The following is a 15170-nucleotide window of genomic DNA, read 5'->3' on the forward strand; positions in this document are numbered from 1 at the left end:
CGCAAATGCGGTCTGTTTTGTTTGTTGAAAAAGTCCATTATGCGGTGAAAAGCTGTGCCCAGTATGCGGTTCCGTTCACAACGGTACAGCCGACGCCGATTGTGGTGAAGCTGCTGCTGAGAATGTTCGCGCGGTGGCCGGACGAGTTCATCCACGACTGCACAACAGCCTCCGGCGTGCTCTGACCATAGGCGATGTTTTCGCCGGCACGCGCGTAGGAAACGCCGGCCTCGGTCAGCGCGGTAAAGCAGGATGCGCCGTTCGGGCGAGTGTGCGAAAAGTTGGTTTGCAGTTCTCCGGCGCGGGTCTGCGCCGCCTGCTGCACCGTGGTGCTGATGGTCAGCGCGGGCAGTCCCTGTCTGGCACGCTCGGCGTTCACCAGTGAGACCACCTGCGCGGCGTAGCTGCTGTTCGCGGCGGTGCTTTGTGAGGGCTTGCTCGCAGAAGGACGGCTGACCGTCTGCGTGTAATTCGGACGCACGACGAACGAAAAGCGGTTCTGCTGCAGATGTGCAGCTTCTGCAGCAGTGGTGGATGCGATGACAAGCGCAAGTGCCAGCGGCACGAGTCTCTTGAACTTCATAGGTAGATACCTCCTTGAATTTTGCGGGAAATTCCCATGCACCGTATGATAGCGGGTTTTGTAACCGTTTTGCAATGGAAATCCAAGGAGAAACTGCCGAAGCACGGAAAAAACCGACCGAAACAGGGGGAATTCGGTCGGTTTGGTGAATTTTATCCAAGCTTTTCGATGTCGTACAGGCTGTTCAGCACGAGCCACAGCTGCGGAAAATACCGCATGATATTCCAGATGCTGACGCCTGCCAGCTGATATTCTCCGGCAAGCGCCAGCTTGGCACGGACAGAACGCGCGTCCTCAAACCAGACCTCGTGCTCGGCACGGTCGCGCCAGTAGTTGTAGTGCGGAGACTGTGCCGTGTCATCATAATGAATCGGCGCGCCGACCTGAATCGCCTGCTCGACGGCCTGCACGTTGCCCAGACTACGGGCGCGCGACTGTCCCTGCACATAGGGAAGCGCCCAGTCGTAGCCGTAGTTCGGGATGCCCATGAACAGCTTATTCGGCGGCACCTGCGACACGGCAAACCGCACGACCTGCTCTACCTTGTTAATCGGCGCGACCGCCATCGGAGCGGACAGCGTGTAACCCCATTCATAGGTCATCAGCAGGGCACGGTCCGCCGCAGAGCCGAGCGCGGCATAGTCGTGCGCCTCATACAGAAGACCTTGCTGCGCGGCGGAGGTTTTAGGCGCGAGTGCCGCGAAGACCGTGTATCCGGCAGGCGAGAGCCGCTCGCGGACCGAGCGGACAAACGCGGCATATGCGTCCGCGTCCTCCGGCGGCACATACTCAAAGTCGATGTCCACACCGGCGAAGCCCTGCATGGCCAGTACCTGTGCCAGATTTTCGATCAGCGCCGCGCGAGCCGTCGGGGTGTTCAGCAGCCGGTGGGCACGTTCGCCGGAGAACTGCCCGTCCTCGCCGAGTGTTGTCAGAACGAGCAAAGGCTTTACCTGATACTGCCGCGCCATGCGCACGAGCAGCTCGGCGGAGAACGGTAAAATGCGTCCGGCGTTGTCAAAACCGACAGAAAATACGGATAAGTACGTCAGATAGGGCAGTGTCCGGCGCAGAACGCGCAGGTCGATGCTCGGATAGGCGTAGCCGTTCACCGCAAAGCGTCCCAGCTTGTTTCCATAGCTGAGTACAAGCATCTGCCCCGGCTGAATGCGGTCGGTGCCGCCAAGCTGCGGATTGTTCTGCCACAGCTGCATCACGGTTGTGCCGTTCTGCGCGGCAATGCTGCCGAGCGTGTCGCCGCGGCGGACGATGTACGTTTTTTCCGGCTGCGGAACGACAATGGTCTGCCCGGGCGTTAAGCGGTACGGCTCGTGCAGCTCGTTCTGCTGGATGAGGAACGGCAGGGGAATACCGTGCAGCTGCGCAATGCGGTACAGCGAATCACCCGGCCGAACAACATGGATCACCATAGAAAAACCACCTTTCTTCCTGCATTTTATGCAGGGGAAAGGTGGTTTTGTGAATGGAGAATGGATAATGGAGAATTAGGGTATCGCGCAAGGATAGCGACATTCTCCATTCTCAATTTTCAATTACTGCTTACAGCAAAATAGCAGAGCCGATGGAAACGATAAGTGCCGTCAGCAGACCGGCAACGCCAATCGCCAGACCGGAAATTGCGCCTTCGGTCTCACCCAGTTCAATGGCACGCGAGGTACCGACTGCGTGAGCTGCCGTGCCGATGGACAGACCCATCTGCACCGGATTGCGCACGCCGATGCACTTGAGGAAGGTCGGCAGGATGATCGCACCGATGATGCCGGTGACGACAACCGCAATCGCGGTGATGGAGGTTACGCCGCCGAGCATTTCGGCTACCGCGACTGCAATCGGAGTTGTTACCGATTTCGGCACGAGAGAAAGCGTCGTGCTTTCGCTCAGACCGAACAGATGGCTGAAGAGCAGCACGCTGCCGATGGACACCATCGAGCCGACGAACGCGCCGAGCAGAATGGGCAGCAGGTTTTTCAGCAGTACATCCAGCTTGCGGTAAATCGGGATCGCAAGCGCTACCGTTGCCGGCGTCAGGAAGAACGAGATCAGCTTGCCGGATTCCTCATAGGTCTGGTAGGGGGTGCCGGTTGCGATCAGCAGCGCACCGACCAGAATCGAGGCAATCAGCAGCGGATTGCAGACCGCAGAACCGGTTTTCTTTTGAATCTCTACGCCGAGTGCATAAAAACCGATGGAAATCAGCAGCCAGAACTGCGAAGAGGAGAGAAGATCAGTCATGGTCGAACGCCTCCTCGGTTTCACGGTGCTGCAGACGGAACACGATATGTACGGTCAGCGCGGTAGCAGCGGCAGTACACAGCGTGGTCAGCAGGCAGACGGCAAGGATGGCGAGTGCTTCGCTTTTGATGTCGTTCCAGATTTCCAGCACGCCCAGCATGGCGGGCAGAAAGAAAAATGCCATGTTCTGCAGCAGAAAATCCGCTACGCTCTCTACATGGTGCAGGCGTACCGCGCCGAAGATGAGCAGGGCGAGCAGCAGGGTCAGACCGAGCACGTTGCCGGGCAGCAGACCGCGGAGTAAAAGGGAGAGCAGTGAGCCGCCGACACAGCAGGCAAGCAGCACACCGAGTTGCTTCATGTGTTTCAAGGTTTTTGCGCTTCTTTCTCGTTTGCGTAGTTTTTGGTCATTGCGGTGAGCAATGTTTGATAGACGGCCTCGGCGTTTTCCTTAAAGGTACGCTCGAGCATGGCAGCCTGTCCGTGACTGACGACGTTCATTTCCACTGCGAACACCTGCTCCATTTCCATGCGGACGGTCAGGTCGTTCGGGCCGTGCTCGGTGACGGCGGTGTGGATGCCGGCGTCGCGCCGGATCTGGCGGACGACACGCAGCGCAGAGCGCTGTGCGGCTTCGCGGACCGGATAGGGAAGCTGCTTCTCGAAAATGCGGGTAGCCTCGCGTCCTTTTTCGGTGATGGCGTACAGGGTTTCTCCTTCGTCGGATATCTCCTCGATGTGTCCGGTCGGAACCATCTCGTAGAAAGCCTCGCTCAGCTCAAAGTAGCCAAAGCCTTCGTCACACCAGGTCGTTAAGTCCACAATGGTGCTGAAGCTGACCGGAAATGGCAGCAGATCCATGGCGAACAGGACCAGAAACTTGATATCCTCTTTGGTATGGATAAAACCGTAGCGAACCATATGCGCGATGCCTCCTTCTCTTCCCCGGCAGGGCGAAACGCCTTTTTCGTCAGTGCTTTTCATAGTATACTACTCGGCAGGGTAAAATGCAATCGGCTGAAATGACAAAGAATATTATATAGAACGGCAAGAATTATACTGTAAAAAAATCAGCAGATGCAAGGCGAACAAATGTGCGATTTTTTGGCAATCTCCTATTGAACATAAAAAATGAATGCGGTATACTTATATCGAGATTATGTCGAAACGAGGAAAAAATCATGCCGGAAGTTGTTCTGCGTTCTGCAGAGGAAGAAGATATTGCCGAGATGCTTGCGCTGTATGCGCCGTATGTTATTCAAACCACTGTGTCGAGCGAGTACGATGCTCCTTCGATAGAGGAGTTTACCCGCCGGTGGCGCACCTATACCCAAAAGCTGCCGTGGCTGGTCTGCCGCATTGATGGCGAGGTCGTCGGCTATGGCTATGCTGCGCCGCACCGTACCCGCGCTGCCTATCAGTGGTCGGTCGAAACGTCCATCTACGTTGCACAGGAGCAGCACCGCCACGGTATCGCCGGTGCGATTTACGCCGCGCTGTTTGAACTGCTGGCGATGCAGGGATACTATAATATCTACGTCGGCATCACTTCACCGAATGAGCGGTCGATGAAGTTCCATAAAGCCATGGGCTTTATCATCTCGGGCGCATATCAGGAAAGCATGTATAAATTTGGTCAGTGGCGCGATGTCCTCTGGATGGGCAAGAGCCTGCGTCCGCATGACGGCGCACCGCAGCCGACCGTTCCGTTCCCGGAGATTAAGGACAGTCCGCTGGTAACCAGAGCGCTCAATCAGGCGGTGGAGAAGATACACCTTTAATTACTAACTACTAATTAAAAAGAAAGGTGGTACACCATGCCGGAAAATCACCATATGGGTCACCGACAGCGCATGCTGGACAAATTCCGCCGGTTCGGACTGGAGATCTTCAGTGACCACGAGGTGCTGGAGATGCTGCTGTATTTTGCGGTGCGGCAGGGCGATACCAACCCGACAGCACACCGGCTGATGCAGCGGTTTGGTTCACTGCATGCGGTGCTCGAGGCAACCGAGGACGAGCTGCAGACGGTCGAAGGCGTCGGTCCGCGCTCGGCGGAGCTGCTGCACCTGTGCTTTGCCCTGTTTCACCGTTATCAGGCGGATGTGGCGAAAATGGAGCAGTTTACCGATAAACTGAACACCTATGACCGCATCGGCGCGTATTTCGTGCCGCAGCTGTGCGCCGAGCGGGAGGAAGTGCTGCTGGCCGCCTATGTGGATGGCGCGGGACGTGTGCTCAAGTGCGAGGAGATCGCACGCGGCGGACATGCGCGGGTGCAGGTGGACAGCTACAAGATTGCCCGCGGTGCCTTGATGGCCGGTGCGGCAGGCGTTGCGCTGGCGCATAATCATCCGAACGGCACGCCGACACCCTCTCAGGAGGATTTTGATATGACCGACCGCCTGCAGCGCACGCTCTCCGAACTGGGTTTGGAGCTGGTCGATCACTGTGTTGTGGCACGCAGCAATTTCACATCTATCGGTCGATTAAGAAGCGGAAGTTTGCGAAAAAGATACTGAGTGGCAAAAAAGGAGGTACGCTCTGTGCCGGAATTTAAAATACACAGCCCCTACCAAATGGCAGGCGATCAGCCGGAGGCGGTGGCCAAACTGGTGGAGGGCATCAACAACGGTCTGACCGAGCAGACGCTGATGGGCGTTACCGGCTCGGGCAAGACGTTCACCATGGCGAACATCATCGAGCAGACCCAGCGCCCGACGCTGGTGCTCGCGCACAATAAAACGCTGGCCGCACAGCTCTGCACCGAGCTGCGCGAATTTTTTCCAGAGAATGCGGTAGAATATTTCGTATCCTACTACGATTATTACCAGCCGGAGGCGTATATCGCCTCGACCGACACCTATATTGAGAAGGATTCCGCCATCAATGACGAAATCGATCGTCTGCGCCACTCGGCGACCTCGGCATTGAGCGAGAGACGCGATGTGATCATTGTGTCGTCCGTGTCGTGCATTTACTCACTCGGCGATCCGATCGACTACAAAAGCATGGTGATTTCCATCCGTCCGGGCATGGAGATGAGCCGCGAGGAGCTCATCCGCCGACTGATAGACATTCAGTATGAGCGCAACGACATTGCGTTCGAGCGCAACCGCTTCCGCGTGCGCGGCGACACGGTGGAAATCTGGCCGGTATACTCGGATGAGGATGTTGTTCGTATCGAGTTTTTCGGTGATGAGGTGGATCGCATCAGCCGTATTAACCCGCTGACCGGCGTTTCGCTCGGTGAACTGGGTCATATTGCTGTTTTCCCGGCGAGCCATTACGTCACGCCCAAGGAAAAACTGGAGGAAGCCATCAAGGATTTGGAGGATGAACTCGACAAGCGCGTAAAATACTTCGAGGAAAACGGCAAGCTGATCGAGGCACAGCGTATCGCGCAGCGCACCCGCTACGACATTGAAATGCTGCAGGAGATCGGCTTCTGCTCGGGCGTTGAGAACTATTCGCGCGTGCTGTCGCGGCGTGCGCCGGGAAGTGCGCCGTATACGCTCATCGACTATTTTCCGAAGGATTTCCTGCTCATCGTGGACGAGAGCCACGTCACGCTCCCGCAGGTGCGCGCCATGTATCACGGCGACCGCGCCCGCAAGGAAAGTCTGGTCGAAAACGGCTTCCGCCTGCCGAGCGCGTATGACAACCGCCCGCTCAATTTTGACGAGTTTAACGACCGTCTGAACCAGATTGTGTATGTTTCCGCAACACCTGCCGAGTATGAGCTGTCGCGCTCGGGTCAGGTAGTCGAGCAGGTCATCCGTCCGACCGGTCTGCTTGATCCGGAGGTTGTTGTCCGTCCGGTTGATGGTCAGATCGACGATCTCATTGGCGAAATCAACGCCCGCACAGCCAAGGGAGAACGGGTTCTGGTCACCACGCTCACCAAGAAAATGGCCGAGGATTTGACTGATTACCTCGAAACCGCGGGCATCAAGGTGCGCTACATGCACCACGATGTTAAGACCATCGAGCGGCAGGAGCTGGTGCGTGATCTGCGTCTCGGCGTGTACGATGTGCTTGTCGGCATCAACCTGCTGCGTGAGGGACTCGATATTCCCGAGGTATCGCTGGTTGCCATCCTCGATGCGGACAAGGAGGGCTTTCTCCGCTCGGAGACCTCGCTCATCCAGACCATCGGCCGCGCTGCGCGAAATGAGCACGGCATGGTCGTGCTGTACGCAGACAGCATTACGCCCTCAATGAAACGCGCCATGGACGAGACCGAGCGACGCCGTGCGCTGCAGGATGCGTTCAATAAGGCACACGGAATTATCCCCAGATCTGTGCATAAAAAGGTGCAGGATGTTATTGAAATCACCTCGAATGTGCCCTCGAACAGCAAGAAAAAGCTGCGAAGCAAGGGCGAAAAACAGCAGGAAATCGCTCGCCTGACCCGCCAGATGAAGGAAGCCGCGAAGATGCTCGAGTTTGAGATCGCAGCACAGCTCCGTGATCAGATAAAGGCGTTGGAAAATTGAAAATTGAGAATGGATAATGAGGTACGCCGCTGCGCGGCAATCAATAAACGTGCAAAGCACATCACCACAATTTTCAATTCTCCATTATTTTGTGATAAGGAAAAAATACAATGCAGGAATATATCCATGTAAAAGGTGCCCGAGAGCACAACCTGAAAAACATCGACATCAAGATTCCGCGCGACAAGCTGGTGGTGCTCACCGGCCTGTCCGGCTCGGGCAAATCGTCCCTGGCGTTTGACACGATCTACGCTGAGGGTCAGCGCCGTTACGTTGAATCGCTGTCCAGCTACGCGCGGCAGTTCCTCGGCCAGATGGACAAGCCGGATGTGGACTATATTGACGGTCTGTCGCCCGCCATCTCCATCGACCAGAAGACCACCTCGCAGAACCCGCGTTCGACGGTCGGCACGGTCACCGAGATCTACGACTACATGCGCCTGCTGTGGGCGCGCATCGGTACGCCGCACTGTCCGAAATGCGGCAAGGAGATTCACCAGCAGACCATCGACCAGATCATTGACCGGCTGATGGCGCTTGAAGAAAAGACGCGCGTGCAGCTGCTTGCGCCGGTCATCCGCGGCAAGAAGGGCGAGCACGTTAAGGTGTTTGAGGATGCCCGCAAGCAGGGCTATGTCCGCGTGCGCGTAGACGGCGAAATCCATGATCTTTCGGAAGAATTCAAGCTGGCGAAAACCAAGAAGCACAACATTGAGATCGTTGTTGACCGCGTTGTCATCCGTCCGGACGCCCGCGGACGCATTACTGATTCGGTGGAGACCGCGTCTGCGCTGTCGGGAGGTCTGGTGATTGCGGATGTCATTGGCGGCGAACCCATCACGTTCTCGCAGAACTACGCCTGCGACGACTGCGGCATTTCTATCGAGGAGCTTACGCCGCGCATGTTCTCGTTCAACAACCCATACGGCGCGTGTCCGGTATGCACGGGTCTGGGCATTCAGAAGCGTGTCGATCCCGACCGCGTCATTCCGAACCGCCGCCTTTCCATCAAGCAGGGCGCCATTCGCGCGTCCGGGTGGGGGAACGCCGACACGGGTACGATCGCGGGCATGTACTACACTGCACTCGGCAAAAAACACGGCTTTACGCTCGAAACGCCTATCGAGGAGTTCTCCGAGCAGGCGCTCGACGAGCTGCTGTACGGCACCGGAGATGAGCCGCTCGAGCTGTCGGTCAGCCGCATTTCGGGCGGCGTGATGCGCCAGCCGTTCGAGGGCATCATCCCGAACCTCGAACGCCGCTACCGCGAGACCAACAGCGAGTGGTCGCGCGGCGAGATTGAAGAAGTGATGAGCGAAAGTCCGTGTCCGGCGTGCCACGGCCGCCGTCTGCGCCCGGAGGTGCTGGCGGTCACGCTCGGCGGACTGAATATCGCGGAGTTTGCGGAAAAGTCGGTCGTTAAGGCGATGGAGTTCCTACACACGCTCAAGCTGACCGAAATGCAGCACAAAATCGGTGATAGAGTAATCAAGGAGATCATGGATCGCCTTGGCTTCCTGCAGTCGGTCGGACTGGAATATCTGACGCTTTCGCGCTCGTCCGGCACACTGTCCGGCGGCGAGAGCCAGCGTATCCGGCTGGCAACGCAGATTGGCTCATCGCTGATGGGCGTGCTGTATATCCTCGACGAGCCGTCCATCGGTCTGCATCAGCGCGACAACGACAAGCTGCTTGCGACCCTCAAGCGGCTGCGCGACCTCGGCAACACGCTCATCGTGGTCGAGCACGACGAGGACACCATGTTTGCGGCTGACCACATCGTGGACATCGGTCCGGGGGCGGGACGCAACGGCGGTGAGGTCGTTTTTGAGGGCACGATAGACGAGCTGCTGAAAAGTGATAAATCCATCACCGGACAGTATCTTTCGGGCAGAAAATTCATTCCGGTGCCCGAAATCCGGCGCAAGGGCAGCGGCAAGAGCATCACGGTCAAGGGCTGTGCGGTGAACAACCTCAAGCATACGGACTTTACCATTCCGCTCGGCACGCTGACCTGTGTGACCGGTGTTTCGGGTTCGGGCAAGTCCTCGTTCGTCAATGAGATCCTGTATAAGAAGCTGGCCGCTGAGCTCAATGGTGCAAAGACCCGTGCAGGCGCGCATGACGAGTTCATCGGCATCGAGAATCTGGATAAGGTCATCGACATTGACCAGTCGCCCATCGGACGCACGCCGCGTTCCAATCCGGCGACCTATACGGGTGTGTTCAACGATATCCGCGACCTGTTTGCCAAAACGGCGGACGCAAAGGCGCGCGGCTACAGCGCAAGCCGTTTCTCCTTCAATGTCAAGGGCGGCCGCTGTGAGGCCTGCTCGGGTGACGGCCTGCTCAAAATCGAGATGCACTTCCTGCCGGATGTTTATGTGCCGTGCGATGTGTGCAAGGGCCGCCGCTACAACAAGGAGACGCTCGAGGTGCGCTACAAGGGCAAAAATATCTATGAAGTGCTGGATATGACGGTGGATGAAGCGTGTGAGTTCTTCGCCAACGTGCCCAAGATCGCACGCCGATTGGAGACTATGCGCGAGGTCGGTCTCGGCTATGTTAAGCTGGGTCAGTCCTCCACGACGCTGTCCGGCGGTGAGGCGCAGCGCGCCAAGCTGGCGACCGAGCTGTCCAAGCGCTCGACCGGCAAGACCATCTATATCCTCGATGAGCCGACCACCGGTCTGCATGTCGCAGATGTCCACAGGCTTGTGGATGTTCTGCAGAAGCTGGTGGACGCAGGCAACACGGTTGTTGTCATCGAGCACAATCTGGATGTCATCAAGACTGCGGACTATATCCTCGACCTCGGTCCCGAGGGCGGGGACGGCGGCGGCCGTCTGGTCGTTTGCGGTACGCCGGAGGAGGTTGCACAGTGCGAGGGTTCGTATACCGGACAGTATCTCGGCCCGATTCTCGCCCGCAAAAACGGCGGAAAACGCGATAAATAAAGTCGAAATGTGTAATAAAACAGGTGTTTCTTAGCGAGACACCTGTTTTTTCTGTATTTGATAAAGATGTTGTGATTTTGGGTGTGTTTTGGTATAATAGTGATAATATAAAATCGGAGTTACTATACGCAGGCGCCGGAAGGCGTGCTGCTGCCGTGACTCAGGAAGGGATCGTTCAATATGAGAGCAAAGCGATGGGTGATCGCCTCGCCGGACACCGAGCGGGTGCGGGTGCTGTCGCGGGAGACCGGCTATACACCGCTGACGGCGGCGGTGCTGTCGGCGCGCGGCATCGACACACCGCAGGCTGCGGCGGATTACCTGAGCTGCGATGCGCGAGGACTGCATGATCCGTTCGGTTTGACCGATATGGATAAGGCAGTCGAGGTCATCCGCGATGTAATAAATCGCGGAGAGAAAATGGTGGTCTACGGTGATTACGACGTGGACGGCATCACGGCAACGTGCACACTGGTGGATTATCTGCGCAGCAAGGGCGCAAAATGTGAATATTACATTCCCAATCGTCTGACGGACGGCTACGGTCTGACTCGTCCGGCGATGGAGCAGCTGTACGAGCAGGGCACGCGCCTGCTCATCACGGTGGACTCGGGCATTACAGCCAACGAGGAGATTGCCGTCGCACGCGAACTTGGCATGCAGGTCGTCATTACCGACCACCACGAGTGCCACGAAAACCTGCCGGATGCGCAGGCGGTCGTGGACTGCAAGCGGACGGACGATACCTATCCGTTTTCCAGTCTTGCGGGTGTCGGTGTGGCATTCAAGCTGATCTGCGCGCTTGAGGGCGACACGCTTTCCGTGCTCGACCGGTATGCCGACCTCGTAGCGCTCGGCACGGTAGCCGATGTCATGCCGATTGTCGGTGAAAACCGCATTATCGTGGCGGAAGGACTGAAAAAGCTGTCCGTGACGGCGAATATCGGTCTGGAAATGCTGCTGCGTGAGGCGGGGATGAAGAACCGACGCCTGACCTCCTCGACCATCAGCTATGTGCTCGCGCCGCGCATCAACGCGGCGGGCCGCATGGGCAAGGCCGAACTGGCAGCAGAGTTGTTCCTGACGAAAGATCCGATACGCGCACAGGCGCTTGCCGCCGAGCTTTGCGAGCAGAACAAGCTGCGCCAGAGCGAGGAGAACAAGATACTCGAGCAGACGCTCACACGCCTGCGCCGCGAATACAACCCGCTTGAGGATAAAATTATCGTGCTGGCCGGAGAAGGCTGGCATCAGGGCGTTATCGGCATTGTGTGCTCACGCCTGTGCGACCGCTACGGCTGTCCGGTCGTGCTCATCTCGGTGGACGAGGACGGCGTAGGCAAGGGCTCCGGCCGCTCGATCGGCAGCTTCAATCTGTTTGAGGCGCTCACCTCGTGTGAGGATCTGTTCGAGCGCTACGGCGGTCATGCGCTTGCCGCAGGACTGACCGTGCAGGCGGACAGGATCGAAGAACTCCGCATGCGCCTGCGCAAGTACGCGGAAACGCATGTCACCATGGCGGAGCTCGTTCCGCAGCTGCACATCGACTGCATGGTGCAGCCGGAGTGGCTGACGCAGGAGAACATCGAATCCCTGAGCGTACTCGAGCCGTACGGCATGAAAAATGCGGAGCCTGTGTTCTGCATGAAGAACATGACCGTTGAGGAGATTACGCCGCTGTCCAGCGACCGGCACGTTCGTCTGTCGCTCATCAAGGACGGCAAGCGTTTTTCTGCAATCTGGTTCGGCATCGGTGCGGGCGGTCTCGGCTTTGTCGAGGGCAACACCGTGGATGCCGCCTTTCATCTGGAGATCAACGAATTTCGAGGCCGCCGCTCGGTGCAGCTGACCATCTGCGATGTGCAGCTGAGTGACTGCGAGCATCTGGCGGATCAGAAGATTCTCAATCTGTATAATACACTTATGCAGGACGGCCCGCTCACCGCAAGGGAAGCGCGTCTGCTCCTGCCCGACCGCAAGGATCTGGTTGCTGTCTGGCGGCATGTGACCTGCCGCGCGGAGGACGGACGGCTTTCCGTACCGGACGGGGCACTTTCCCGCCGGGTTGCGTGGGAAAGCCGACGCGACATTAACATCGGCAAGCTGTTCGTCTGTCTGGACGTTTTTCAGGAGTCCGGACTCATCAGCTATCATTTCAAGGAAGGCATGCTCAATATTTTGCTCAAACCCTACGAGGGCAAGGCCGATATTTCCGGATCGGTTGTCCTTGCCACATTGCAAAGCATGGCGGGGTGACACGAATGGGGGAAGGATCTATGCAAACGAAACTGGATTTTTTGATCGAACGCGTACAAAAACAAAACCCGCAGGCGAATATCAAGAAGATTCGCGCGGCATACGAATGTGCGGCCAAGGCGCATGAGGGACAAAAGCGCCGCAACGGTGAGCCGTATATCATTCATCCGGTCGCTGTCGCCGAGATCGTTGTGGAGATGGGGCTGGATACGGATTCCATCTGTGCAGCGCTGCTGCATGACTGCATTGAGGACACCGAGTTCGGCTACAAGGAGATCGAAAATAAATTCGGCACGCCGGTCGCGGAGCTGGTGGACGGCGTAACCCGACTGGGCATGCTACGCTACTCCAAGGAGCAGGAGCAGTTCGAGGACCTGCGCAAGATGTTCCTCGCCATGGCGAAGGATATCCGCGTTATCCTCATCAAGCTGGCCGACCGACTGCACAATGCCCGCACCTTCCAGTTCCTGCCCGAGCGCAAGCAGCGCGACAAGGCACTGGAAACCATGGAGATTTACGCGCCGATCGCGCACCGCCTCGGCATGAGCCGTATCAAGTGGGAGCTTGAGGATCTGTCGCTGAAGGTTCTCGACCCCATCGGCTACAACGAGATTGTGGAAGGCTTAAAGGCTCAGAGCGAGCAGCACGAGGAATTCCTGCAGGGCATTCAGGACCGCATCAGCACCAAGCTGAAGGAAGCGAACATCCACAACGCAATTTCGGCCCGCGTCAAGCATATTTACTCGATCTACCGCAAAATGTATGCCCAGCACAAGACCATCAACGAGATCTATGATATCTGCGCCGTGCGCGTCATTGTCGATACCGTGGCGGATTGCTACAACGTGCTCGGCTACGTCCACGACCTGTACAAGCCGATTCCGGGCCGCTTCAAGGACTATATCTCCACGCCGAAGCCGAATGGCTATCAGTCGCTGCATACGACGGTCATCGGCCGAGCGGGCATCCCGTTTGAGGTGCAGATTCGTACCGTAGAGATGCATAAAATGGCGGAATACGGTGTTGCGGCGCACTGGAAGTACAAGCAGGGTCTGGATAAGAAGGGCAACGAGGAAGCGTTTGCGTGGATTCGCCAACTGCTTGAAGCCCAGCAGGACACCGAGGCCGAGGACTTTATCAAAAACATCAAGGTTGACCTGTTCGCGGACGAGGTATTCGTCTTTACACCCAAGGGCGATGTGGTCAACATGCCGGCAGGTGCAACGCCGATCGACCTTGCGTATGCGATTCACTCGGCAGTCGGCAACCGCATGACCGGCTGCAAGCTGAACGGCCGTATCGCACCGATCGACAGCCAGCTGAAAAACGGCGATATTGTCGAGATCCTAACCTCCAAGGAGGCGCACGGTCCGAGCCGTGACTGGGTGAAGATCGTCAAGACCACCGAGGCGCGCAACAAGATCAAGCAGTGGTTCAAGAAGGAATGCCGCGAGGAAAATATCGTCAACGGCAAGGAGGATCTCGACCGCGAGCTGCGTGCCAACCTGTTGTATAACGGCTTCTATGAGAACGAAGAGGTGCAGAAGAACACGCTCAACAAGTTCTCGTTCAACACGGTCGATGAGCTGTACGCGGCCATCGGCTACGGCGGCATTATGCTGACCAAGGTCATCAATAAGGTCAAGGACGATGTCGGCAAGCTGCGCCGTCAGCGCGAGCAGGCCGAGCGTGCCGCGCATCCGCAGAACGAGCAGCAGCAGCGCCGCCAGAATAAATCCAGCGACGGCGTTGTTGTCGAAGGCATTGATAACTGTCTGGTCAAGTTTGCCCGCTGCTGTACGCCGATTCCGGGCGATGAGATCGTCGGCTTTGTCACCCGCGGCTATGGTGTTTCCATCCATCGCCGCGACTGCGTGAATGTCCATATCGAGGAAGAACCCGACCGCTGGGTCCGTGCCTGGTGGGATGAGGATATGGCGGCCAATGCCGGTCATGTCAATAAGTTCTCCACCGGTCTGCAGATTTCCACGCGCAACCGTATCGGCGTGCTGAGTGACGTTACGCTGGCGTTTGCCTCGAGTAAGATCAACGTTCATGAGATTTCCGCACGCGACCTCAACGACGGCTACGGCGTTATCAACGCCATGGTTGACGTCACGAGCGTCCATCAGCTGGATAATATGATCAGCCGCCTGCGTTCCATCAAGGGCGTCGTGGATGTCACCCGAACGGTTGATACGAATTGATAATTGATGATTGAGAATGGAAAATGAGACGCGGAAAGCGCTTGTGCCTGCGCGTTTCAGGCTCCCCTAAAAGGGGAGGCATTGGCTGGTGTAGAAGGTTTACAAAGGCTCGATGGGTCATCGAGCCCCACGATGTATCTAACTGGTATCATCAAAGGAGTTGCGCGGCACTGCTATGCCGCACCCAGCGTAGACCCCAATTGGATGTAGCAGTACGGTATCCGAAATGCGAATAAGTGGATACCATGCGGAAGAAAAAATCCTCTGCCGTTCCTTTCCTGCTTGCGAAGTCTACCATCTGCACTCAGGGTATCCCAAAAAGGAAACGGGAGTCCCAAGAGGGTAGAAACCATTGGTGTCTACCCTTTTGGAACCCCAGCCAAGGTTTGGCACCCATTCCAAATCAAAAAAATCA

11 protein-coding genes are annotated in these 15170 nt (G+C 57.1%); 6 read left to right on the top strand and 5 right to left on the bottom strand.

Annotated features, from left to right (window positions below; translation table 11 throughout):
• Positions 1 to 37: 37 nt before the first annotated feature.
• From DWZ82_RS01420 to DWZ82_RS01440, 5 genes are all read right to left on the bottom strand, one after another.
• The gene (locus tag DWZ82_RS01420; protein WP_118478230.1) at positions 38 to 583 is read right to left on the bottom strand and encodes a CAP domain-containing protein; all 546 of its coding nucleotides are present in this window, start codon (positions 581 to 583) and stop codon (positions 38 to 40) included.
• Between the two features lie 152 nt (positions 584 to 735).
• On the bottom strand, positions 736 to 2013 hold the full coding sequence (locus DWZ82_RS01425; RefSeq protein ID WP_118478232.1) for a glycosyl hydrolase family 18 protein: 1278 nt from the start codon (positions 2011 to 2013) through the stop codon (positions 736 to 738).
• Between the two features lie 130 nt (positions 2014 to 2143).
• On the bottom strand, positions 2144 to 2836 hold the full coding sequence (locus tag DWZ82_RS01430) for an LrgB family protein (RefSeq protein ID WP_118478234.1): 693 nt from the start codon (positions 2834 to 2836) through the stop codon (positions 2144 to 2146).
• A complete protein-coding gene (locus DWZ82_RS01435; protein WP_147357269.1) occupies positions 2829 to 3197 on the bottom strand; it encodes a CidA/LrgA family protein in 369 nt (122 codons plus the stop codon). Before DWZ82_RS01435 ends, DWZ82_RS01430 begins: the two co-directional genes overlap by 8 nt.
• Positions 3198 to 3202: 5 nt before the next feature.
• Positions 3203 to 3757, bottom strand: coding sequence for a DUF4364 family protein (locus DWZ82_RS01440; RefSeq protein WP_158575049.1), 555 nt, complete (start codon positions 3755 to 3757; stop codon positions 3203 to 3205).
• 260 nt (positions 3758 to 4017) lie between these two features.
• Here DWZ82_RS01440 and DWZ82_RS01445 point away from each other — a divergent pair, with 260 nt between their 5' ends.
• From DWZ82_RS01445 to DWZ82_RS01470, 6 genes are all read left to right on the top strand, one after another.
• Complete coding sequence (locus tag DWZ82_RS01445; protein ID WP_118478238.1) at positions 4018 to 4617, top strand: GNAT family N-acetyltransferase; 600 nt, start codon at positions 4018 to 4020, stop codon at positions 4615 to 4617.
• A 36-nt stretch (positions 4618 to 4653) separates the two neighbouring features.
• A complete protein-coding gene (locus DWZ82_RS01450; RefSeq protein ID WP_118478240.1) occupies positions 4654 to 5358 on the top strand; it encodes a JAB domain-containing protein in 705 nt (234 codons plus the stop codon).
• A gap of 57 nt (positions 5359 to 5415) precedes the next feature.
• Positions 5416 to 7335 (top strand): excinuclease ABC subunit UvrB, encoded by a 1920-nt coding sequence (uvrB, locus tag DWZ82_RS01455; RefSeq protein ID WP_243022872.1) that lies wholly within the window; start codon positions 5416 to 5418, stop codon positions 7333 to 7335.
• A 110-nt stretch (positions 7336 to 7445) separates the two neighbouring features.
• The gene (gene uvrA, locus DWZ82_RS01460) at positions 7446 to 10292 is read left to right on the top strand and encodes an excinuclease ABC subunit UvrA (RefSeq protein ID WP_118478244.1); all 2847 of its coding nucleotides are present in this window, start codon (positions 7446 to 7448) and stop codon (positions 10290 to 10292) included.
• 180 nt (positions 10293 to 10472) lie between these two features.
• Positions 10473 to 12548, top strand: a complete 2076-nt coding sequence (gene recJ / locus DWZ82_RS01465; protein ID WP_118478246.1) for a single-stranded-DNA-specific exonuclease RecJ — start codon at positions 10473 to 10475, stop codon at positions 12546 to 12548.
• A gap of 20 nt (positions 12549 to 12568) precedes the next feature.
• Positions 12569 to 14755 (top strand): RelA/SpoT family protein, encoded by a 2187-nt coding sequence (locus tag DWZ82_RS01470; RefSeq protein ID WP_110435252.1) that lies wholly within the window; start codon positions 12569 to 12571, stop codon positions 14753 to 14755.
• Positions 14756 to 15170: the final 415 nt, after the last annotated feature.

Origin of the sequence: Butyricicoccus sp. AF35-5AC, from assembly GCF_003477715.1 — a bacterium.
In the GTDB taxonomy this organism is placed as follows: domain Bacteria; phylum Bacillota; class Clostridia; order Oscillospirales; family Butyricicoccaceae; genus Agathobaculum; species Agathobaculum butyriciproducens.

Excerpts from the sequence above, each read along its gene's own strand:
- DWZ82_RS01420 (WP_118478230.1), bottom strand. The coding sequence starts at position 583 with ATGAAGTTCAAGAGACTCGTGCCGCTGGCACTTGCGCTTGTCATCGCA.
- DWZ82_RS01425 (WP_118478232.1), bottom strand. The coding sequence starts at position 2,013 with ATGGTGATCCATGTTGTTCGGCCGGGTGATTCGCTGTACCGCATTGCG.
- DWZ82_RS01430 (WP_118478234.1), bottom strand. The coding sequence starts at position 2,836 with ATGACTGATCTTCTCTCCTCTTCGCAGTTCTGGCTGCTGATTTCCATC.
- DWZ82_RS01435 (WP_147357269.1), bottom strand. The coding sequence starts at position 3,197 with ATGAAGCAACTCGGTGTGCTGCTTGCCTGCTGTGTCGGCGGCTCACTG.
- DWZ82_RS01440 (WP_158575049.1), bottom strand. The coding sequence starts at position 3,757 with ATGGTTCGCTACGGTTTTATCCATACCAAAGAGGATATCAAGTTTCTG.
- DWZ82_RS01445 (WP_118478238.1), top strand. The coding sequence starts at position 4,018 with ATGCCGGAAGTTGTTCTGCGTTCTGCAGAGGAAGAAGATATTGCCGAG.
- DWZ82_RS01450 (WP_118478240.1), top strand. The coding sequence starts at position 4,654 with ATGCCGGAAAATCACCATATGGGTCACCGACAGCGCATGCTGGACAAA.
- uvrB (WP_243022872.1), top strand. The coding sequence starts at position 5,416 with ATGGCAGGCGATCAGCCGGAGGCGGTGGCCAAACTGGTGGAGGGCATC.
- uvrA (WP_118478244.1), top strand. The coding sequence starts at position 7,446 with ATGCAGGAATATATCCATGTAAAAGGTGCCCGAGAGCACAACCTGAAA.
- recJ (WP_118478246.1), top strand. The coding sequence starts at position 10,473 with ATGAGAGCAAAGCGATGGGTGATCGCCTCGCCGGACACCGAGCGGGTG.
- DWZ82_RS01470 (WP_110435252.1), top strand. The coding sequence starts at position 12,569 with ATGCAAACGAAACTGGATTTTTTGATCGAACGCGTACAAAAACAAAAC.